We start from the raw sequence: 19,949 nt of genomic DNA, 5'->3' as shown, positions 1-19,949 counted from the left end.
CAACACCGGGCAGTCATACTGAACATGGGGAGGCCCCTTTCGATTAAAAGGTACATCGTGATTTACAGATTCTGTGACAAGCTCATAATAGGGGTAAATGATTTGGAAAGGCCTCAAGATTTGTGTATTCGCTGACTGTTGGTTAGAGTGAGTCTCACTTTCAGTTGGCGAGTACAGCTTGTCGAGTTGCGAATTTAGTATTAACCTCTTGTAATCATTCATCATCCCAGCGCATTGCATCCCAAAAATGTCATATCTCAGCGGCCGACCATGAAGGATTTCCCTTCCACCTCCCCGGGCGACATCCAAACGACGTGGGCAAAACCGGCGGACGAAGTGATTCGTGAATGTAACACCGATCCCGAAAAAGGGCTTTCCGCGAAGGAGGTGCATCAGCGAAGGCAGCAATACGGTCCCAACATGCTCAGGGAGCACAAGAAGAGATCGCTTTGGCTCATCCTGGCAGAACAGTTTCAAAGTCTCATCATCGGGCTCCTGGCGGCAGCCGCGGCGGTAGCATTCTGGTTTGGAGAATGGATTGAGGGATGGGCGATACTTGTGGTCATTATCATCAATACGCTGATCGGATTTTTTACCGAGCTTCGTGCGATACGCTCCATGGAAGCCCTTTTTAAGCTGGGCAAAATGCGAACACGGGTACGGCGCGAGGGCCGGGTGGAGGAGATCGATGCCACCGACCTGGTACCGGGAGATATTGTGCTTGTTGAGGCAGGGGATGTTATTACGGCCGACCTCCGTATTACCGAGGCCTCAAGACTGCAGGCGGATGAGTCCGCATTGACCGGGGAGAGCCTTCCGGTGGCAAAAGAGAAAGATCCCGTTGACGAGGATACGGTTCTTGCAGAACGCCGGAATATGCTTTACAAGGGGACCGCTGTCACGCGCGGTTCCGGGGAGGGTGTAGTCGTGGCGACCGGCACCAAGACCGAACTGGGAACCATATCGTCGCTGGTTGAGGAAGCGGAGGAGCAGCAGACACCGCTCGAGGAGCGACTCGACAAGCTGGGGCACCGTCTCATTATTGTGACGCTTATTATCGCCCTGTTTGTGGTGATCTCCGGTATTGTTGCCGGCAAAGAGCTTTTTCTGATGATAGAAACCGGTATCGCCCTGGCGGTTGCCGCCATACCGGAGGGCCTGCCGGTGGTAGCCACCATCGCCCTGGCCAAGGGACTCCGCATTATGGCCTCGCGGAATGCCCTTGTTAACCGGCTCTCATCCGTGGAAACACTCGGGGCCACCGGCATCATCTGCACCGACAAGACTGGTACGCTGACTGAAAACAGGATGACTGTAACGATGGCGGTGCTGCCCGGAGGTCCCATAGAGCTGGATGCGGACGGAGAAGGGAATGACCTGGCAGTAACCGAACAGAACGGATTGGGAACAGCCGGGGATATCGGCGAAAAACCGGTGTTGGAACCGGAACCGGGCCTGAAGAGGTTGCTTGAGATCGGGGCCTTGTGCAACAATGCGTCGTTGGACAACCGGGGCGCCCCCCGTGGGGATGCCGGGTCCGGAGGTGGCACGGGAGATCCTCTTGAAATTGCGTTGCTGACCGCAGGGAGAAAAGCTGGAATTGAGGCGTCCGATCTGGCCGAACGGTATCCTGAAGTGCGGGAAGAGGCATTTGATCCGGAGGTCAAGATGATGGCGACCTGGAACCGGGTTGAGGATGGGGAGAGTCAGTACCGGGTCCATGTAAAAGGAGCACCGGGAGCTGTGATGGAGGTGTGCGATCGCATCCTGGAACAGGGCAGCGTGAAACCCCTGACACCAGAAAAAAAAGAGGAGTTGAAAAAGGTAAACCGGGAGCTGGCGGCACAGGGACTGCGGATGCTTGCGCTTGCCTATAAGGGCTCGGATGAGACGGAAGCAGATCCCTACGAACATCTCATTTACACGGGACTGGTTGCCCTGCTGGATCCCCCCAGGAAGGATATTGCACCGGCTATTGAGCGCTGTCGTAAAGCCGGCATACGTGTCATCATGATCACCGGAGACCAGTCCGAAACGGCGCGGTATATCGCCGGGGCCGTCGGGTTGCTTGGTGGGGAGGAGGAGCTGCCAGAGGTTATCCACGGAAATGATCTGCCGTCGAATGAGGAGCTGGAATCCGTGCCGGAAGAGAAACGTGCGGTATTGGAAACATCTATATTCGCTCGGATAAGTCCGGGTCAGAAGCTAAACCTGATCGAGCTCTACCAGCAAGAGGGGCATATCGTGGCGATGACCGGAGACGGCGTCAACGACGCCCCGGCGTTGAAAAAAGCGGATATCGGCATTGCCATGGGACAGCGGGGCACCCAGGTGGCCCGCGAGGCGGCTGACATGGTGCTCACCGACGACTCCTTTTCTTCGATTGTGGCCGCTATTGAGCAGGGGCGTATTATCTTTGGAAATATTCGTCGCTTTATCTACTACCTGATGTCATGCAATGTCAGCGAGGTGCTCGTTGTGGGAATCGCTTCGCTGCTGGGGACTCCCCTGCCGATTCTTCCGCTCCAGATCTTGTTCCTGAATCTCGTTACCGATGTGTTTCCGGCCCTGGCTCTCGGCGTGGGAGAGGCCGAAGACGGTGTCATGGAGCGGCCGCCCCGACCGCCCGAGGAGCCGATACTGGACGACACGCACTGGAAAGGCATCTTCGTTTACGGGTTGATTATTACGGGATCGGTGTTGAGCGTCTTGTATATTGCCCTCTGGGTACTGGAACTGGATAATCGTGCTGCTGTCACGCTTTCATTCCTGACGCTGGCGCTGACACAGCTGTGGCATGTTTTCAACATGCGCAGCAGCTCCTCGGGCATCCTTGATAACACCATAATCCGAAACGGGTGGGTGTGGGGAGCGCTGCTCCTGTGCGTGTTACTCCTGCTGTTGGCGGTATACATTCCACCGATTGCAGCCGTCCTCCAGGTCCAGCCTCCGGGAATTGTTGGATGGGGAATCGTACTCGGATTTAGCCTCATCCCGTTGATCGCCGGCCAGAGTTGGATCTGGCTTAAATCCAAAAGAACCAGCCAGGCTGCCGGACTTGGGGCATTGTAGCGAGATCACTTGTTCCAGGTTTTGGAAGCATACCGTACATCGCTGCCGTTGATTTTATAGTTTATTCTTGGTGAAAAATGAAGAGGGAAAGGCTGATGAAGAAGTCTTAATGTGAAACAAGAGACGATTGTTCAGACGAGGTGTCTCTTTTTTTCATTTCCACGTTTGGGACCATTCCCGCCATTTTTGTTTCAGCTCCCGGGTTATTTCCGGATGTTCCCCCGCCAGGTTGGTTGTCTCCGTGCGATCGTTCTGCATATCGTACAGCTCCCATTCGGATCCCCAGCGCACCAGTTTCCACTCTTCGGTTTGGATGGCACTTCCCTCTCCCCAGTCGTAGTAAAGCGGGGACTCACGTTCTATGTTTCCACCTTCAAACAGGGGCCGCATGCTAACGCCCGCCAGGGGATACACCTCTTCCCCTTTATAGCGCTCCGGGTATTCAGCTCCCGTTATGTCGATAAGGGTAGGCATCAGGTCAATAAAATGGGTCAGGGTGTGATTCACCGCTCCTCCATCGGCAATCACTTCCGGCCAGTGCACGATGAAGGGGGTGGCCGTGCCGCCTTCGTGGGAGTAGTTTTTGTACTTTCGGAACGGCGTGTTGGCCACGTTCGCCCAGTCCTCCTTCAGGGAGGCCCAGCGCGTGAGGGATCCGATTGGTCCCTCACCTATCTGCACGACCTCGGCCGAGGCGCCGTTGTCGGAAGCAAACATAAACAGTGTGTTTTCCCATTCTCCCATCGCCTTAATGGTCTCGATCAGCCGCCCGATATTCTGGTCCATCCGGTCGATCATGCCGGCATACACCTGCATGCGGCGGACCTGGTCGGCCCGGGCCGAGTCGCTCAGCTCCTCCCACTGCGGGTATTCCGGCTCCGATCGGGGGTAGCGGTCGTCCAGCAGGCCCATTTCGATCTGGCGTTCATACCGGGCCTGGGCAATCGCCTCATATCCGTTCTCGTAGACACCTTCATATTTTCGGACCGACTCTTCGGGCGCCTGCAGCGGGTCGTGCGGGGCCTGGTAGGACAAGTACAGCAGGAATGGTTTTTCTTCTTCCTCGTATTGCCCGAGAAGCTCAATCGACCAGTCAGTCCAGCTGTCGGTGCCGTAATAATCTTCGGAAGGGGTAAAGGGAGCCACCAGCGAATCGTCAAAGGCGAATGTGCGCGGGTAGGCCCATTCTTTCTGGGCGGGGGGACCCGGATCGGAGGGGCGCTGTTCGCCGGGATTAAAGTAGTTGGCAGCGCCGTCGCGCAGGCCCCAATAGTGATCAAATCCCCATTCATGCGGATTGTCGGTACCGTGGTGCTTCCCCACGAACAGCGTGCGATAGCCCGCCCGCTTCAGTACCTCTCCGAACATCACGGAATGGTGAAAATCTTCCGGCTGCTCGTGCATCCCACTCTGCTGGGCATACAGGCCGGTCAACAGCACCGCCCGCGAGGGAAAGCACTTGCTGGTGTTGTGCATGCGGGTAAAACGGATCCCGTTTTCGGCCAGGCGGTCCAGGTTTGGAGTCGAGATTTCGGACCCGTACGCCCCGATATCTGAGTAGCCCAGGTCGTCGGCCAGCACGAGCACAATGTTCGGATTGGCATTATTTTTTTCCCGACTGTCCTCCCCGCTGCATCCCAAGCAGAAAGCCAACATCAATACCAGTATTCCTGTTAACGCCTGCCTTGTTACCGGTCTTAATTGTACCATCTTGTTCCTTATTTATATGTGACTGAATTTTAAAATTCCCGTTTTCTTTGCCCGAACTTCAAGCGGCTTCACGAATCGCTGCGTTCCTGGTATACGCGGACGTAATCCACCTCGTATTGTTTTGGGAAATCTGTTCCTGAGGGATCCCCGCCGTTGGCGCCGATTGCCAGGTTAAGCAGGATATAATGGGGCTGGTGAAAAGGATTAAACCCATCCGGATTCAGTGTTTCAGCGAGATCAATTTCGTTCAGCAACTGGTCATCCAGGAATAAACTGATTCGTTCCTCGTCCCATTTCATTTTCCAGGTGTGATACTTCTCCGGCCACTCCGGGTCGTTCTCAAGAAACTGTTCAAACGGAATCTTCTCGTCATCCCAAATTGGATTATGTTCCTCATCCGCCCAGGCGGCATTGGCCAGGATAGAGGGCTCCCCGTTTACCCGGTAGTACTCCATAATATCGATCTCCCCGTTGGCGGGCCAGCCGCGTTCGGGGTGGGTGCCCAGCATCCAGATGGCCGGCCACAGGCCCCTGGCGGTATCGATGCGCGCGCGAACTTCAACGATACCGTACTGAAATGACTGCTTGCCCCGCGTATTGATACTCGAGGAGGTATACTCGGCAAGGGGTCGATGTTTTCGCCAATCTAAGCTTGTGGAGTCGTGAAACTCATTTTTTACCCGTTCCCGGCGCCCTTCAATCACCAGTCTTCCATTCTCGATGCGGGTGTTGTCCGACTGATACCACTGCAATTCTTCATTCCGAACAAACCCGTGTTCATACGACCAGTCTGATGTATCGGGCTTTTTTCCCTCGTTGAATTCATCATGCCATACGAGCTCATAACCCTCGATACCAGGAAGTGTATTATCGGGCTGATAAGGAGACGGTTCCGCGGGACCGCAGCCGGCAACTGCCAACATCATCAATAAAACTGGTATTCGATTTAGCATCTTCCGGTATCGGTTATTCGTTATATCCCTGTAAAAAGTACTGGAATTCAGTTGCGGAACTGTTCGCCAGGTAATATTCTCAAAGAGCCCCGGATTTCCATAATTATTCTCTCTGTCCGTTCAAGCCTGCTCAATGTTGCCTGCTGCTTCAGAAATTCCTCCCCGGCTTCAAGTCTGTTAAAAATCCAATATATCAATACTCAGCAAATATTCGAATGCAGATATCGGATTGTCAGCAGGAGCCCCGGTACTGCCTCGTACACGGTTTTGCAAGGTGTTCTTGTAGGGACTTTTCTTACATATCAGTACTGCTCCACTCCACACGATATTGAGTAAAAGCGATTCCTTTATTCCCAAGTATAAGTTCTATTCTTCACATGAGCGGATATATTTACCCAAATCATTGAGGACATGTCGAATAGGAAGGAAAATGCAGGAACGACCGATGTTGCGCGAGGTACATAAATCGCACAGATTGCCCGGCCCGGCCGGTGATGTTAATAAGGAGCCGAGCCCATGATCGACTGGCTATTTAATCATCTTCGGCCCGGCATCCGGTTTGTAACCCGGCACCCCCTGAAGGTACTGGCAACAAGTATCCTGTTGGCCACGGCGGGGTTTATGCTGGCCCGTAACCTGCAGATTGACAATGACCTCTCCAAGCTGATTCCCGGGGACTATCCCAGCGTCCAGGCATTGAATACGTTGCGGGAACAAGTGGGAGGAGAACACGAGGCCGCGGTGGCTATCCAGAGCCCATCTTTTGAAGCCAACAAAAGATTTGCAGAAACGCTCGTTCCCCGGGCCCTTGAACTAATAAATCCCACAAGCGGGGAACCCTACTTTGTGCGGGCTGAATTCCGACGCAATATCGATTTTCTGGAAAATAATGCACTCTACTTTGCAACCGGGGAGGAACTTGACCAGCTTCAGGAGTACCTTGAAACTGCGATTGAGGAATCGCGCCGCCAAGCCAATCCCTTTTATTTTGAACTGGAGGAAGAGGAGATCGAATCAGACTCGGTCGGTTCGGAGCTGGCCCGGCGCTACAGTGAGCTCGTGGGATCGGAATACATCATGTCGGCCGACTCTGCGGTGCTGGCTGTCAAATTGTTTCCAAAAGGTACCCAGACCGATCTGTCATTCATCCGTAATGCATATGCCGAACTTGATGCGCTAATCGCAGATCTCAATCCAGCGTCCTTTCATCCTGAAATGGAGGTGGCGGCAGCGGGTCGGTTACTACGGACACTGATCGAGATTGAGACCATCACCAGCGATGTCATCGCCTCTTTTGGCACCGGGGTCTTCATGTTGTTATTGGCGGTTACATGCTATTTCTACTACAAGGGGTACCGGGTTCGATACGGCAAAAAGCTCAAAGCAAGATGGCTTATTGAACAGCTCTCCCACACCCCGGCACATGCACTTATTATGGGGTTGCCCCTGGTACTCAGCCTCTGCTGGACGTTTGGGATTGCGCAGCTCACGTTCAACAGCCTCAATATCATGACCTCAACCCTGGGACTTCTCTTATTTGGAATGGGGATCGATTTTGGCATCCATTTTTACGCTCGTTATGCCGAAGAGCGCGGTGGGGGAAATTCCGTTGAACAGGCCATTGTAACGACGTTTATGACCACCGGGCAAGCCATTTTTGTCGTGGGATTGACCACCGCTGCCGCCTTTTTTATTCTGACACTCGCAGATTTCAAAGGCTTTAGTGAGTTTGGATTTATTGCAGGAACGGGATTGCTTTTTGCGATCATTGCGTACCTCGTATTTTTGCCATCTCTCATCGTCCTGCTGGAAAAAAGTCCGTTTCTAACCCTCGACACCCTGGCGACACAAAAGAGTAATCCATCATCTGTAACTACAACGTCGTCCATACCCACCAATACCCGGCGTTGGAAGATTATCTCCGCAGGTATTGTCGCGATTGCCGTTGTGATGACAACCCTTTCTTTTGTAAAATTTGATCAATTTTCGTTTGAATACGACTTTGCAGAATTGGAACCCACTTATGAAGAGTTCAACCGGCGGAACTACCTGGTCTGGAGGGCGTACAGTGACCGCGGGACCCGCAATTCGGCATACATCATAGTAAATAATTCAGAAGATGCGCCACTAGTAGCCGATATCCTGCGCCATCGGGCCAGGACTGACACGACGAGCCCCACCATAAGGGAAGTCGAAACTTTTCAGGATCGCTACCCGCTCTCAAGCGAGGCAGCAAGAATCAAGCTTGAAAAAATATCCGATATCCGTGAGCTGCTGAATGATTCTTTTCTGGAGGGTTCCTCCGAATCTTCAAGTGACCTGGAGAGACTGAAAAGAGCCTCGCAAACCCGGGAACCCATTCCGCTGGACCGCGTACCTGAGTTTCTGCGCGCTCCATTTACTTCTGCTTCAGGAGCCGTCGGCAACCTGGTGATCATCCATCCGTCGATAGGATTGGCCGACGGGCGCAATTCAATTGCGTTTGCAGATGATGTCGGTGAAGTCACCCTGCCCGACGGGACGACATATTATGCAGGCTCCACCTCGATCGTTGCCTCCGACATGCTGCAGCTGATGATTTCCGAGACTCCCCTCATGGTCATGCTAACACTCATTTTCATCATCCTCTTCAAAATGCTCATCCTGCGTGGTGTTAAATGGATGCTCCTTGCCCTGGTGCCACTGGCTGCCAGCTTTATATGGCTCTTCGGCATTATGGAGATAATCGGTTGGAAATTGAACTTTTACAACCTGGTGGTTCTTCCCACCATACTGGGGATCGGCGACGACAGCGGAATCCATATTGTGCACCGATACCTTGAGGAGGGAAAAGGCTCAATCAGGCGTGTTCTCAGATCAACCGGGGAACACATAACGGTAAGCACCTTTACCACCATGCTCGGGTTTGGAGGGCTTTTATTTTCTATTCATCCCGGAATGCGCTCGATTGGTGAAGTAGCCATACTGGGAATAAGTCTTGCGCTGCTGGCAGCAATTCTCGTGTTGCCATCCATGCTTTACATGATGGAAAAACCGGGAGGCGGCTCTCCACGTTGACAAGCCAGCAAATCTGACACCCGGCACATCGGGCATTTCACTTTTTCATGGTGCAGTTTTTGATTCTCCCTGTTCGGCACGATCCAGAATCCAGAAATAGCCATCCGCATCTTTTTGAGCCCAATCCCCGGTTAGATACCAGCCGTCAACAAAGCTGTCGCTGTATTGCCGGGCCTGGCCCAGGTAGCCGCGAAACATCGAGGTCCACCCCGCTTTTAGTGCCAGTTGGCCCGTTTCTCCCGGTTCCTCAACAAATCGCAATCGTTTGCCGGACTTCCCCTTTTGCACTATGGCGGCACTGATCCCCGGCAGGGGGCGGCCCACAGAGCCGGGTTTGACTTTCATTCCCGGGAAATTGGCGATCATAATGCCACCGGTCTCCGCCTGCCACCAGTGCTCAAGAACGGGCATATCCAGCGTTTCCAGGCTCCACCGCGCCGCTTCGGGATGTAATGGCTCCCCACCGCTGTGGACAAGCCTGAGAGCGTTCAGGTTAAGCTCGCTATTTACATCGATATGGGACTGCATCAGGTGGCGGATGTCGGACGGGGCAGTGTACCAGACCGTCACCATCTCCTCTTCCAGCGTCTGATACCACAACGGGGCGTCGCACTCGGCTTCCACGACCAGGTTCGTGATCCCGTGCAGCAGAGGAGACAACAACCCATAGATGATTCCCGTCGCCCGCCCCGGGTCCGCAGTACACCAGAAGATGTCATCCCGGTGGAAATCCAGCACAAATTTGCCGGTAATATAATGGGTCAGGGCAGCCTTGTGTACATGGATTACCCCCTTCGGCTTCCCGGTGGCACCCCTGGTAAAATGAAACAGGGCGGCATCGTCAGGGTCGGTGGGACAGATGTTAAGTTGTTTATCCGCCTTACTCATCAGTACCTTTAATGAGTATGTGGAGCGATCCTGCGTTTTGTCAACATCAGTCAACAGTATATATTCAAGGTGGGGCAACTGGTCCACCCCCTTCTCCAGTGTATGCCGGTAGTGTGCTTCCGTCGTTACCAATACCCGCGCTTTCGCTTCGTTCAGCTGCCGGAAAATCGATTCCTGCCCAGAAGCTGGCGACAGCGGGCAGAACACGCTACCCTGTTTGAACGCTCCAAGCGCAGCAATGTAAAGGTCCGGGATACGGCCCGCCAGGGTAGAGACGACGGCGCCTTTTCCGATCCCAAGCTCCTGTAACACATTCGCAAACCGATCGGTCACCTCTTTTAGTCGGCGATACGAAAACTCTTCCGTTGACCCGTCCCTTCCGAGCCAGCGTATTGCTATCCTGTTCCTGAGACTACTCCTGGCGTGCCGGTCTACCGCCTCATACGCTATATTCAATCCCCCGTCGGGCAGACCGGATAACTCGGTAACATATTTATTCCACCGGAAGGAATCGTATACCTTCCCGTAATCGATCAGGTTGGGAAGCACGTAACGGTTTGTCTGTTCAAAAAATCCTGCTTTAGCCATCACATAGTCTTTCTAATTTTGAGAGGTCCGGGAAAAGCTCCTGGTTTATCACTGGCCCTAACCTGCATTTCTCACGAGTAAAATTTTATGTTTCTTGTAACGCTTTGATATTTAGTGAGTTACATTTATTTCAATACCAAAAATACTATTACAGTGTGTAGCCAGCTGTAAAATTGGTTCGTATGCTGCGTTGATGGTGGAAATCGCTCACTCAATGTATAACGATACGTTTCGATCCCGATTTCCACCATTGCCTTGCATTCAAACCGATTTCTTGGTCAAAAATGCAGGTTAAATATTATCATTAAAAATGACAAGTCATTGACATGTTACTTGATTAAGTCAGATTAATTGCAGATCTATCAGTTACAATAATACATATTCAATTAAATAGTAAACGAGGATATTTTATGGCTCACATCGAACTACAAAACCAGCTTCCCGGTATTGTCGGACTGTTGACTCAATTCAAGGAAACCGCCAAACCGCTCTCGGAGTTGGCCCAGGTGCTTCTGCGGGGAGACTCCACGTTGACGGAAGGAGAACGCGAGCTTATCGCAAGCCTGGTTTCCGCACGCAACGAGTGCAAGTTTTGCATGAACTCGCACGGCGCCACCGCTAGTCACCTGCTGGACGGTAATAAAAAACTGGTCAAACAGGTCCAGGACGACTACCGGTCTGCCCCGGTGAGTGCAAAGATGAAAGCGCTTTTGCATATCGCGGCGCAGGTACAACAAGGCGGCAAACATGTAACAGAACGGGATATTGTGGATGCCCGGGAGCAGGGTGCAACCGACCAGGAAATTCATGACACCGTACTTATTGCGGCTGCATTCTGCATGTACAACCGGTATGTAGACGGACTCGGCACATTTGCCCCCGATAACCAGGAAGTGTATGACCAGCACGGCAAAGAACTGGCCACGGAAGGGTACCTGAGATTCAGCTGATTGCGGTTAAAAGGCTGGTTGGGATTGTTACGTGGTGCGGATCCAGGGCAGGGAAGCCTTGCAAGGCGGTGAATTCCATCTTTGTCCCTGGTCTGCCAGCAGCTGTTCCAGGGACGGCGTCTGCAACAACAGCTGCCGTTCCTGGCCGGTACCGGCAGCCTGGCGTAAGTTCTGGCACTACATCTTTTTGGTCTTTTCTACTATAGTCTACGGTGCCAATAATTATTAGTAATACATGAGGCTTTGCAAAAATGACGGTATTGACCAAAAAAACGGTTTGCAAAGTCCTCTACAAGACAGTATTCAACTAAACAATGGAAGGGGCCGACATGATGAATTCCAACAAGAACAAGGAGTATTTCAGCCGAAAAGAACTACGTCATTTCAAAAAGCTTTTACTGGAGAAACGCAAAGAAGCCCTGCAAACACTTGGCGTTCTGGATGACAGCATATCCAATCTTAAAGAGGTCGATGATGCGGATTATTCCTCGATTGCCCACCATATGGGGGATGTTGGATCGGATGTGGAAGAGGAGGAGTTGAATTATCAACTGAAAGAGCGCACGCAAAAATTTATAGAAGAGATCAACGACGCCCTGGAACGGATAAAGAAAGGCACGTACGGCATGTGCCGGGCAACCGGCAAGCCGATTTCAAAAGAACGATTGGAAGCGGTTCCCCATACCCGCTACAGTATTCAGGCCAAGCAGGAGGGGCTTGCAGAGGATGGTTAGAAAGCTTCCCAATACGTGCCCGGCACCTTTTCTGGAGACTACCAGCAGCAGGGGCGGGATCTCGCTTCGCCCACTCCAACAGCGGCAGTACCCGGTTTTACCATAACCACAATCACTTACCACAAAAAACAGCGGTGACAGGTATGAGTTCACAAGATCGAGAGCAGGAAAACCTGTTTCATGAACGTATATCGATCCTTCAAAAACAGGGATACCGGGGATTCAGTGTTCACAAAGTAAGGAAAAAGTGGGATGGCGTGCAGGTAACCGCCCGCAATGACAGCGGGCGCACGGTCAGCGGGTTCGGGGAAACCAACGAGGAGGCCCACATAAAGGTGATCGAAAAGATTGATGAGGCCCTGGAAATTCAGTAGTAGCTCCAGTGCCATGTCAACCATGAATATCCTGGTTTGCTGGAATGCAGATAACACTGATGCTGTAGATTACCGCAGAATAGTAGTTCTAACAGTATCTTTCACAGCTGCCTGCGTAGTTCGGCATGATCGGGGGTATCCGCGTTCGGGCAGGAACAGACCGAACTCCGGGATTTGACGTGACACCAGTATTATATCAGTGGTCTGCATGTTCTGACAGATCTTCCAGGTATTTAGGAAAGCATCGATCCATTACTACTAAGAGGGCTTTGAACAACCAGGGGTTTTGGTCAAGGTCATAGGTTGAGCGAATTTGAAACCGGAGCTTATTAGCTATAAGTAAGGATTCCAAATTCGCGAAAATACAATGATTGGTCAAAACAACGGTTTTCAAAAACCTCTATAACGACACTAGGTGTTCAGGGGAACTTCCGCTCGATCGGTGATGCCGGGGTAGGACTTGAAGACGATAAACTCATTTATATTATTCTGATCTATCGCTCCCACCAGCTGCTGACGGTCCACAACAGGGAAAAACCCCTTTTGGCTTGACCGGATTTTGATATATGCTTCGCTCAGTGGTTCATCGGGATGCAGCGGTTCAACATCGGTATTCATGATCTCTCTTACCCGGGCATCTCCCCGGCCATTCCGGTACGCCGCCACCAGGTCCGTTTGATACAGAACGCCTTCCACGCGACGGTCCGCAGCTACCACAAAATCGCGCTCTGTGCCTGAAAGCACCAGATCGACCACCTCGGAAAGAGGATCATCCGGTTCCAGGACCGTAATGTCGGTCATCATCGCCTCAGCAACTGAACGATTTTTGAGCAACGTCATCTGTTGGACCATAATGTTTTCGCCCTGCGCTCCAAAGAACACAAAGACCCCGATCAGTACCAGGATGGGATTAAACAGCAGGCCAAACAGGAAAAAGAACAGGGCCACCATCTGTCCCAGCCAGGCGGCGATCTGGGTAGCCTGCATCCGGTTCATTTTCATTGAAAGAAGAGCTCGCAGAATTCGTCCCCCGTCCATCGGGAAGGCCGGAATGATGTTAAAAAGTACCAGCATCAGGTTGGCTGAAAACAGGTAAAACAGGAAATTACCCGCGTTGATTGCGCTCAGCGTCTCTTCCAGCTGAGCCGGATCCTGGCTTATGAAGTCACCAACCGGGACCACAAGGTATAAAAGGAGGGCGATAACCAGGTTCACCGCGGGACCCGCGACGGCTACCAGCAGTTCCTCTTTCGGATTCTCCGGCATCGACTCGAGGCTGGCCACTCCGCCTATCGGCAACAGTGTTATCTGCCGGGTGCCTATGCCGTATCGAGCGGCCGTCAGGGCATGTCCGAGTTCATGGGCAATGACACAACCGAACAACACCATTACAAAACCGATGCTCCAGAAAATGGCGGCCAGATCGTTGCCCCTGCTCAACTCCAGGAATACCACCCATCCAATCAGCAGTAAAAACGTCCAGTGCACCTGGATGCGAATACCTTTTACACGCCCAAGTGACAGTGACCCTTTCATTTTTTTCATCGTTCTCCTGTTTTTAGTGTATTAGTTCGCAGGTTTACCGGTAGAACAAAAAACGTATTGGTTATATCTCTTTTTTAGGATTACTTGCTACCCGGCACTCCTCCTGCGAATATTCCAACCGAGATTATTCGCCAACTATGGATGTCGCCGCCCGCCGGATATAGTAATCGGTGCCCCACTCGTCATCATGTATCCCGGGCAGGTCCTGTATCATTTGCTCCATGCGGCCGGGGAGCGCCTCTATTTCCAACGCTTCAATTGTGTTGAGCGCCCGCAGTTTTACAAAAGGATGGTCGGCTTGAAGCGATTCCTCCAGCAATTCCAGACCGGCGGTGCGGAATCCATGCCGGTACAGCGCTTCCGCCACGGCTACGCGCACTGCAGGCGAAGGATCATCGATGTGACGCTTCAGGACTTCTTCCACCTGTGGCGCCTGGCGCTCGGCTACAGAAAACCCGGTGGCAGCCCAAAAACGGACGGCCCCGTTGGAATGATCCATCTGTTCGGCCAAAAACTCCAGGTTGTCTGAGGCATTGCGGGTAGCCTGTTCCGCGGTCTCAATAATTTCATCGATCGGCATCGACTGTTCGCGGGCCGCATCATACAACGGTCGGTTGCCGCGCAGCGAGTCGATCGTCTCTTCCGGGATAAATCCCAGGTCCTGCTGCTCCCGAATCCATTGGGCATTGGCTTCGCGCATTCGCTGCAGGACCTCCTGATACCCGGGATCTCCCGCAAGATTGTTAACGTTGTGCGGATCGGCATCTATCCTGTACAACTCCTCGGCCGGCTTGGTCTCAAAAAAACGTTGCTGGGTGTCATCCAGGGTTCCCCCGAGAAACTGCTGGTGCCAGCTCAGCATCGAGGGCGCCCGCCAGAGATATGCCAAATGTTGCCCGTAGATTCGGTGCGGCATATAGTTGCGCACGTAGAGATACTCTTTGTCCCGCACCGCCCGGACCAGGTCAAAACGCTCGTCCATCCGCCCGCGGTAGGTATGCACGTAGGTTCGCGGGGTATCCTCATACTCACCTAGGAACGCTTTGCCATGCATATACTCCGGCGGCTCTATTCCGGCCAGGCTCAATACGGTTTTCGGGAAATCCACGAACGAGACCAGCCGGTCGGTCCGGTCCCGCTCCGGGCCCAGGTGCTCATATTTCGGCGGGAAATAGACAATCAGCGGCACGCGCAGCCCCGATTCAAACATAAATCGTTTTGAACGGGGGAGCACGCCACCGTGATCGCTGTAATAGAAAATGATCGTATTTTCCGCCTCCCCCGAAGCCTCCAGCTCGTCGAGCACCTGTCCCACTTGCGTATCCATTTTTGTAATCTGGTCATAATAATGGGCCCAGTCTCTCTTTATCTCCGCGGTTGCCGGATGATATGGGGGGAGCTCCATCTCTTCGGGGTCATGAATCAGTGTATCAATGGGATCATGCAGCCGGCTCTCGTGGGTAGTGGTAAAGTTACGCACGTGGAAGAAGGGCTGGCCCGGCTCCCGTGTTTTATAGGTGGCGCTGTCGCTGGATTCCACCCACGCTTCGGGTTGATCAATCGTGTTATAATCCTTCTTTACATTGTTGGTGGTATGATACCCTGCATCCCGAAGGTACTTGGGAAAAAACCGGATCTGTTCGGGAATGGGAAACGTGCTGCGCATATTTTCGGTACCCATTGCGTTGGCGTACAGCCCGGTGATAAGAGTGAACCGCGAGGGCGCGCAGACCGGGGTAGTGGCAAATGCGTTTTCATACACGGTCCCGCGCTCGGCCAGTCGATCGAGGTTCGGGGTATCTGCCAGTGAATCTCCATAGGCGCCCAGGTAGGGGCTGTTGTCTTCACTGGTGATCCATAAAATGTTGGGTCGTTCCACTGAAGGTTCTTCTTCCGGGCTGCATCCCCAGCCCAATATTGCGATTAAGACGATAACCCCGATACGTGTTTTAATCATCATGTTGTCCTCATCCCTGTTTTTTATTTCTAAAGATCTTGGCAAAACCGTTTATTAAAAACCCTCTTAATAATAAATCCGGTGACCGGTAAATGCCTTATAAATTCCACATTTTCCTTACTCAGGGTATATAGCATCTATTTTTCGATTGAGCAAACCGTGGTCGGCTCTCTGTAAAGTTATCTGCCGAAGGGACGAGGGACCAGGGACCAGTAGTATTATGTATCTTTCTCTTTTTCGAGGTGGCGCTTTACCAGCTTTCGGTAGAGCTCTTCGCGGGTATCCAGGAACGGTTGTTCCGTACTGACAGAGAGGAGGTGTGAGGCCGCTATCTCCGCCGGCGGAGTGTAATTTTGATCCAGCGCTTCAAAATCTTCCAGCCGGGCGTCCGATACCACCTGGCCACCCTCCCGCTTTTTCAGCCGTTCCTTGATGGTTTCGTCCGAGGCGTTCGCCTCGATGAACAGGTAATCCATATTATGGCGGGCCAGCAGCTCCACCAGATTTTTCCGGCTTTGCCGATCGCTGTACGTCGCATCCAGTATGACTGTTGTCCCTTGCTTCAGTTGTTCGATCGCCCGCTGTTGAAGTTCATTATAGGTCTTGTCAGACATCGCCTGAGAGTAGAGGGCCGGGCGGGTTTCATCCGGCGTTCGCTCGTGCAGCGGCAGGCCCGCCATCGACTTACGTATGCGGTCGGATGAAAAGATCGGAAGTGAAAGCGTCTCGGCCATCATTTCGGCCAATGTACTCTTGCCGCTGCCGATCCGCCCCATGACGATACAGGCCGTCGGTTCCGAGCCCAGCAGGGCATAGCGCAGCGAAAGATCAAAATATCGGCGGGCGATCCCGGCAGCCTCCCGGCGTTCCGCCCGGGGTACCTCCTCTTCTCCGCTCTGCAGGCTCTTGACCTTTCCCTTGACGTAGGCGCGGTAACATTTGTAGAACGTTAGTATTCCGGGGAGATCGGGATCGTCAAGCTTGTCGGCCATCCGGTTCACAAAATAGCGCTCCTCTCTCCAGCGATCCCTGAAATCGAGGTCCATTGCCAGGAATGCCAGGTCGGCGGCCAGGTCACCATAACGAAATCGTTCATTAAATTCGATGCAGTCATAGATCCGAACCTTTTCGGGGGTGATATGGATATGGTCGAGGTGGAGGTCGCCGTGCCCGTCAACGATCCGGTTTTCTTCAATTCTGCGCTGAAACAGGCTCTTCCGCCGTTTAAAATAGCTGTCGGTGTATGCCTGAATGGCGTCAAAAGAGAGCTGATCGATTGTCTCACCAATATACGGGCGGGTCTGCCTGAAATTTTCGTCGGTGTTGAATTTAACCTTTTCAATGGTACCGTACTGAAGGATCTGATCGTCCCGCTGCTGAGCGGAATAAAACGATGCCAGCTTGTCGGCAACGCGCTCCAGGTGATCGTTGGTCAGGTTGTCGCGTTCAATCAATGTGTGCAGGAAATACTCACTGTCCAGTTTTTTCATCTTTACCGCGTATTCCACGATATCGGCTTCCTGTGTTTCCAGCGCGAATGTGCCGCCTGTCCTGCCGATCGGTACTACACCAAGGTAGACATCCTCGCAAAGACGTCGGTTTAGTGTTACCTCCTGCTCGCAAAAATGTTTGCGCTTTGCAAGTGTACTGTAGTCGAGAAACTCAAAATCGACCGGTTTCTTTATCTTGTACACGTAGTCCCCCGCCATAAAGACATGGGAGATGTGGGTTTGAATATGCTTCACCTCTTCCGGCTGGTGGGGATATGAATCTGTCTGCTCAAGGAACTGGAGGAGCCGGGAATATTGATCAGAAGTAAGCGCCATGTGGCATAACGGATTTTATCGTGGGAATACTGTTGTGAATTAGTCAATATATAAATTTATTCATCCCTTTTGATGTCTGCTTTTCCGATTCGGAATTGGAGATCCTGTTGCTATATGGTACTCAGCCAGAAGCACTTCCGTCCCGGGGAGTCACATTCTCCTGGATGAAGGGCTCTTTTTCTTATTAAAGCTTCCTTACCGACTTTCCCTGTTCGTTTTTTGAATGATCAAAAAGTGAACCGCAACATATACCGCCGGAGATTAGTTATTGGTTGTCAGGAATTAATTGTCTTTAACAAGTAACCTCTTCACAAATAACCAAACCGCGCCTGTGCTAAACCATTGAACTCGGTCCGCTGGGAAACCAACGCTGGTAAAGATGCAATTATAAATCCGCGAAACTACCGGTGTTGACCAAAACAACGGTTTTGCAAAGTCCTCTTCAATGCACATCCAATAACATGAGGCAGCAGAGGAAGGAATTACTTTTGAGTACGCTCTAACCTGTATTTCTCACAAAAATGAATATAAATTTCTCATAATGCTTTGATATACAGTGAGTTGCATTGATTTTAAAACTGAACATGCTATAACAGTTTGTAGCGGGCTAGGAAATTGTCCTGTCTGCTACGTTAAAGATGGTAATCGCGCACTCAACGTATCAATATACGTTTCGCTTGCGATTACCACTTCGCCTTGCATACGAACCAATTTCTTGGTGAGAAATGCAGGCTAAATAAAGCGGTAGTTATCCCGTTTTGGTAAAGTGTATAAACAGTACAACCAATATCACAGGTTGGGTAACCCGAAAGCCGCACCGACGTAAATCAAACAGCACAAGACTCCCAACGGGAATGCGTATCAATCAATTTTTGGCCACATTTTTTGCCTGCTTTGTTGTTATAGGTTGTAATGCCTTCAACACAGCAGAACCACAACCGAACCAGTTCGAGCGTCGGGACCTCCCACGCGCGCTGACGCAGCAGGAGACTGAATTGGTAAGCGGGGGAGGAAGATTCGGTTTCGATTTGGTGAGGCGCTTGGTGGACAAGGATCCGAATGGCAATCACCTCGTTTCTCCCCTGAGTATCCTGATGGCCTACGGAATGACCATGAACGGAGCCGGATCCAAAACCTATACGCAGATGCGGGAGACATTCGGGATGGGCGGGATGAGCCGGGAAGAGGTCAACCAGTCGGCCCGGGAGCTGATGGACCTGCTGGTACAGTTCGATGACAACGTGCGTTTTGAGATCGCCAATGCAATATGGTACCGGGATACGTTTTCCGTGGAAGATGAGTTCCTGGAGACCAACCAGCTCTACTACGATGCAACCATTGAAGCGGCTGATTTCGCGGATCCTGAAACAGTAAGTCGAATCAACAGTTGGGTGGATGACAAAACCGGGGGACTGATCAACAACATTGTACAGGGTCCAATCGACCCGCTCACCGTGATGTACCTGGCTAATGCTATATATTTTAAGGGCAACTGGACTTATCCTTTTGACCCGGAAAACACCCGTCAACAGCCTTTCTACCGCTCCGGTGAATCCAGCGTGGAGTCGGAGATGATGCAAATGGAGCAGCAGGACGGCATGCTCTACAAAAAGGGCGATAACTACGAGGCGGTTAATTTGTACTACGGCGATGCCGGATTTGCGATGACCCTGGTACTGCCGGATGAATCGATGAAACTGGAAGATTGGATCGGCAATCTGGACTGGAACAGGTGGCAGGAGGTAACCGAAGGTTTCAGTGAAACCACGCTCAACCTCGAACTGCCCAAATTTGAGATGGAATACGAGATCGACGCATTCAGGGACGTGCTCCGGGATATGGGCATTACCGATGCCTTTGATCCGCTGGAATCCGATTTTAGCGGAATAAATCCCGAAAGTGATGATCTCCATATCAGCGAAACGCGCCACAAGACATTTATTCGTGTCGACGAGGAGGGAACCGAAGCGGCTGCTGCCACATCCGTGGGCATTGGGATTACCAGCGTGCCCCAAACGACGACCGTTCGGTTTAACCGCCCCTTTTTCTACGTGATTCGTGAAGTTGAATCGCAGACGATCCTGTTTGCCGGTACCATGAGCGATCCCACTTCCGGATAAGTGAGGCGGATTATGCTCTTTTTGCCGTGCGGTTCCTTGTAACTCCAGGTTCGCCGTCACCCGACTGAAAATACCATACCGGAGTAAGCCGATCTGATTGAATGAATTCATAACGCCTTCGTTAAGCCTTCCATTACATGCTACGCGGGTGAGGAATGCCCCATCCTGATCTGGA

The 19,949-nt window shown here is 52.1% G+C and carries 12 protein-coding genes; 6 read left to right on the top strand and 6 right to left on the bottom strand.

Annotated features, from left to right (window positions below):
* Positions 1 to 270: 270 nt before the first annotated feature.
* On the top strand, positions 271 to 3,072 hold the full coding sequence (locus tag ACG2E4_RS09910) for a cation-translocating P-type ATPase (protein ID WP_395276441.1): 2,802 nt from the start codon (positions 271 to 273) through the stop codon (positions 3,070 to 3,072).
* 153 nt (positions 3,073 to 3,225) lie between these two features.
* On the opposite strand, the gene ACG2E4_RS09905 is transcribed toward ACG2E4_RS09910, so the two are convergent.
* Positions 3,226 to 4,782, bottom strand: coding sequence for an arylsulfatase (locus tag ACG2E4_RS09905; protein WP_395276440.1), 1,557 nt, complete (start codon positions 4,780 to 4,782; stop codon positions 3,226 to 3,228).
* Between the two features lie 68 nt (positions 4,783 to 4,850).
* Positions 4,851 to 5,708, bottom strand: coding sequence for a family 16 glycosylhydrolase (locus ACG2E4_RS09900; RefSeq protein ID WP_395276439.1), 858 nt, complete (start codon positions 5,706 to 5,708; stop codon positions 4,851 to 4,853).
* A 543-nt stretch (positions 5,709 to 6,251) separates the two neighbouring features.
* Here ACG2E4_RS09900 and ACG2E4_RS09895 point away from each other — a divergent pair.
* Positions 6,252 to 8,792, top strand: a complete 2,541-nt coding sequence (locus ACG2E4_RS09895; RefSeq protein ID WP_395276438.1) for an RND family transporter — start codon at positions 6,252 to 6,254, stop codon at positions 8,790 to 8,792.
* A gap of 45 nt (positions 8,793 to 8,837) precedes the next feature.
* Here the strand turns inward: ACG2E4_RS09895 and ACG2E4_RS09890 are convergent, their stop codons facing one another.
* Positions 8,838 to 10,268, bottom strand: a complete 1,431-nt coding sequence (locus ACG2E4_RS09890) for an AMP-binding protein (RefSeq protein WP_395276437.1) — start codon at positions 10,266 to 10,268, stop codon at positions 8,838 to 8,840.
* Between the two features lie 410 nt (positions 10,269 to 10,678).
* Here ACG2E4_RS09890 and ACG2E4_RS09885 point away from each other — a divergent pair, with 410 nt between their 5' ends.
* The 3 genes from ACG2E4_RS09885 (at position 10,679) to ACG2E4_RS09875 (ending at position 12,326) form a co-directional block, all read left to right on the top strand.
* Positions 10,679 to 11,218 carry a carboxymuconolactone decarboxylase family protein gene (locus ACG2E4_RS09885; protein WP_395276436.1) on the top strand — a complete coding sequence of 180 codons (540 nt, stop codon included), beginning with the start codon at positions 10,679 to 10,681 and terminating at the stop codon, positions 11,216 to 11,218.
* Positions 11,219 to 11,547: 329 nt separating this feature from the next.
* Positions 11,548 to 11,952: a TraR/DksA family transcriptional regulator gene (locus ACG2E4_RS09880; RefSeq protein WP_395261295.1), complete on the top strand. Its 405-nt coding sequence runs from the start codon at positions 11,548 to 11,550 to the stop codon at positions 11,950 to 11,952.
* Positions 11,953 to 12,095: 143 nt separating this feature from the next.
* A complete protein-coding gene (locus ACG2E4_RS09875) occupies positions 12,096 to 12,326 on the top strand; it encodes a hypothetical protein (protein WP_395261294.1) in 231 nt (76 codons plus the stop codon).
* A gap of 411 nt (positions 12,327 to 12,737) precedes the next feature.
* On the opposite strand, the gene ACG2E4_RS09870 is transcribed toward ACG2E4_RS09875, so the two are convergent.
* From ACG2E4_RS09870 to ACG2E4_RS09860, 3 genes are all read right to left on the bottom strand, one after another.
* Complete coding sequence (locus tag ACG2E4_RS09870; RefSeq protein ID WP_395276435.1) at positions 12,738 to 13,871, bottom strand: site-2 protease family protein; 1,134 nt, start codon at positions 13,869 to 13,871, stop codon at positions 12,738 to 12,740.
* 124 nt (positions 13,872 to 13,995) lie between these two features.
* Positions 13,996 to 15,831 (bottom strand): sulfatase-like hydrolase/transferase, encoded by a 1,836-nt coding sequence (locus ACG2E4_RS09865; RefSeq protein ID WP_395276434.1) that lies wholly within the window; start codon positions 15,829 to 15,831, stop codon positions 13,996 to 13,998.
* 215 nt (positions 15,832 to 16,046) lie between these two features.
* A complete protein-coding gene (locus ACG2E4_RS09860) occupies positions 16,047 to 17,654 on the bottom strand; it encodes an AAA family ATPase (protein WP_395276433.1) in 1,608 nt (535 codons plus the stop codon).
* Between the two features lie 854 nt (positions 17,655 to 18,508).
* Between ACG2E4_RS09860 and ACG2E4_RS09855 the strand changes: the two genes are divergently transcribed.
* Complete coding sequence (locus tag ACG2E4_RS09855; RefSeq protein WP_395276432.1) at positions 18,509 to 19,774, top strand: serpin family protein; 1,266 nt, start codon at positions 18,509 to 18,511, stop codon at positions 19,772 to 19,774.
* Positions 19,775 to 19,949 lie beyond the last annotated feature (175 nt).

Origin of the sequence: Halalkalibaculum sp. DA384, assembly GCF_043951955.1 — a bacterium.
Classification (GTDB): Bacteria; Bacteroidota; Rhodothermia; order Balneolales; family Balneolaceae; genus JAMQKA01.
This window is presented reverse-complemented; position numbering and strand designations above follow the sequence as displayed.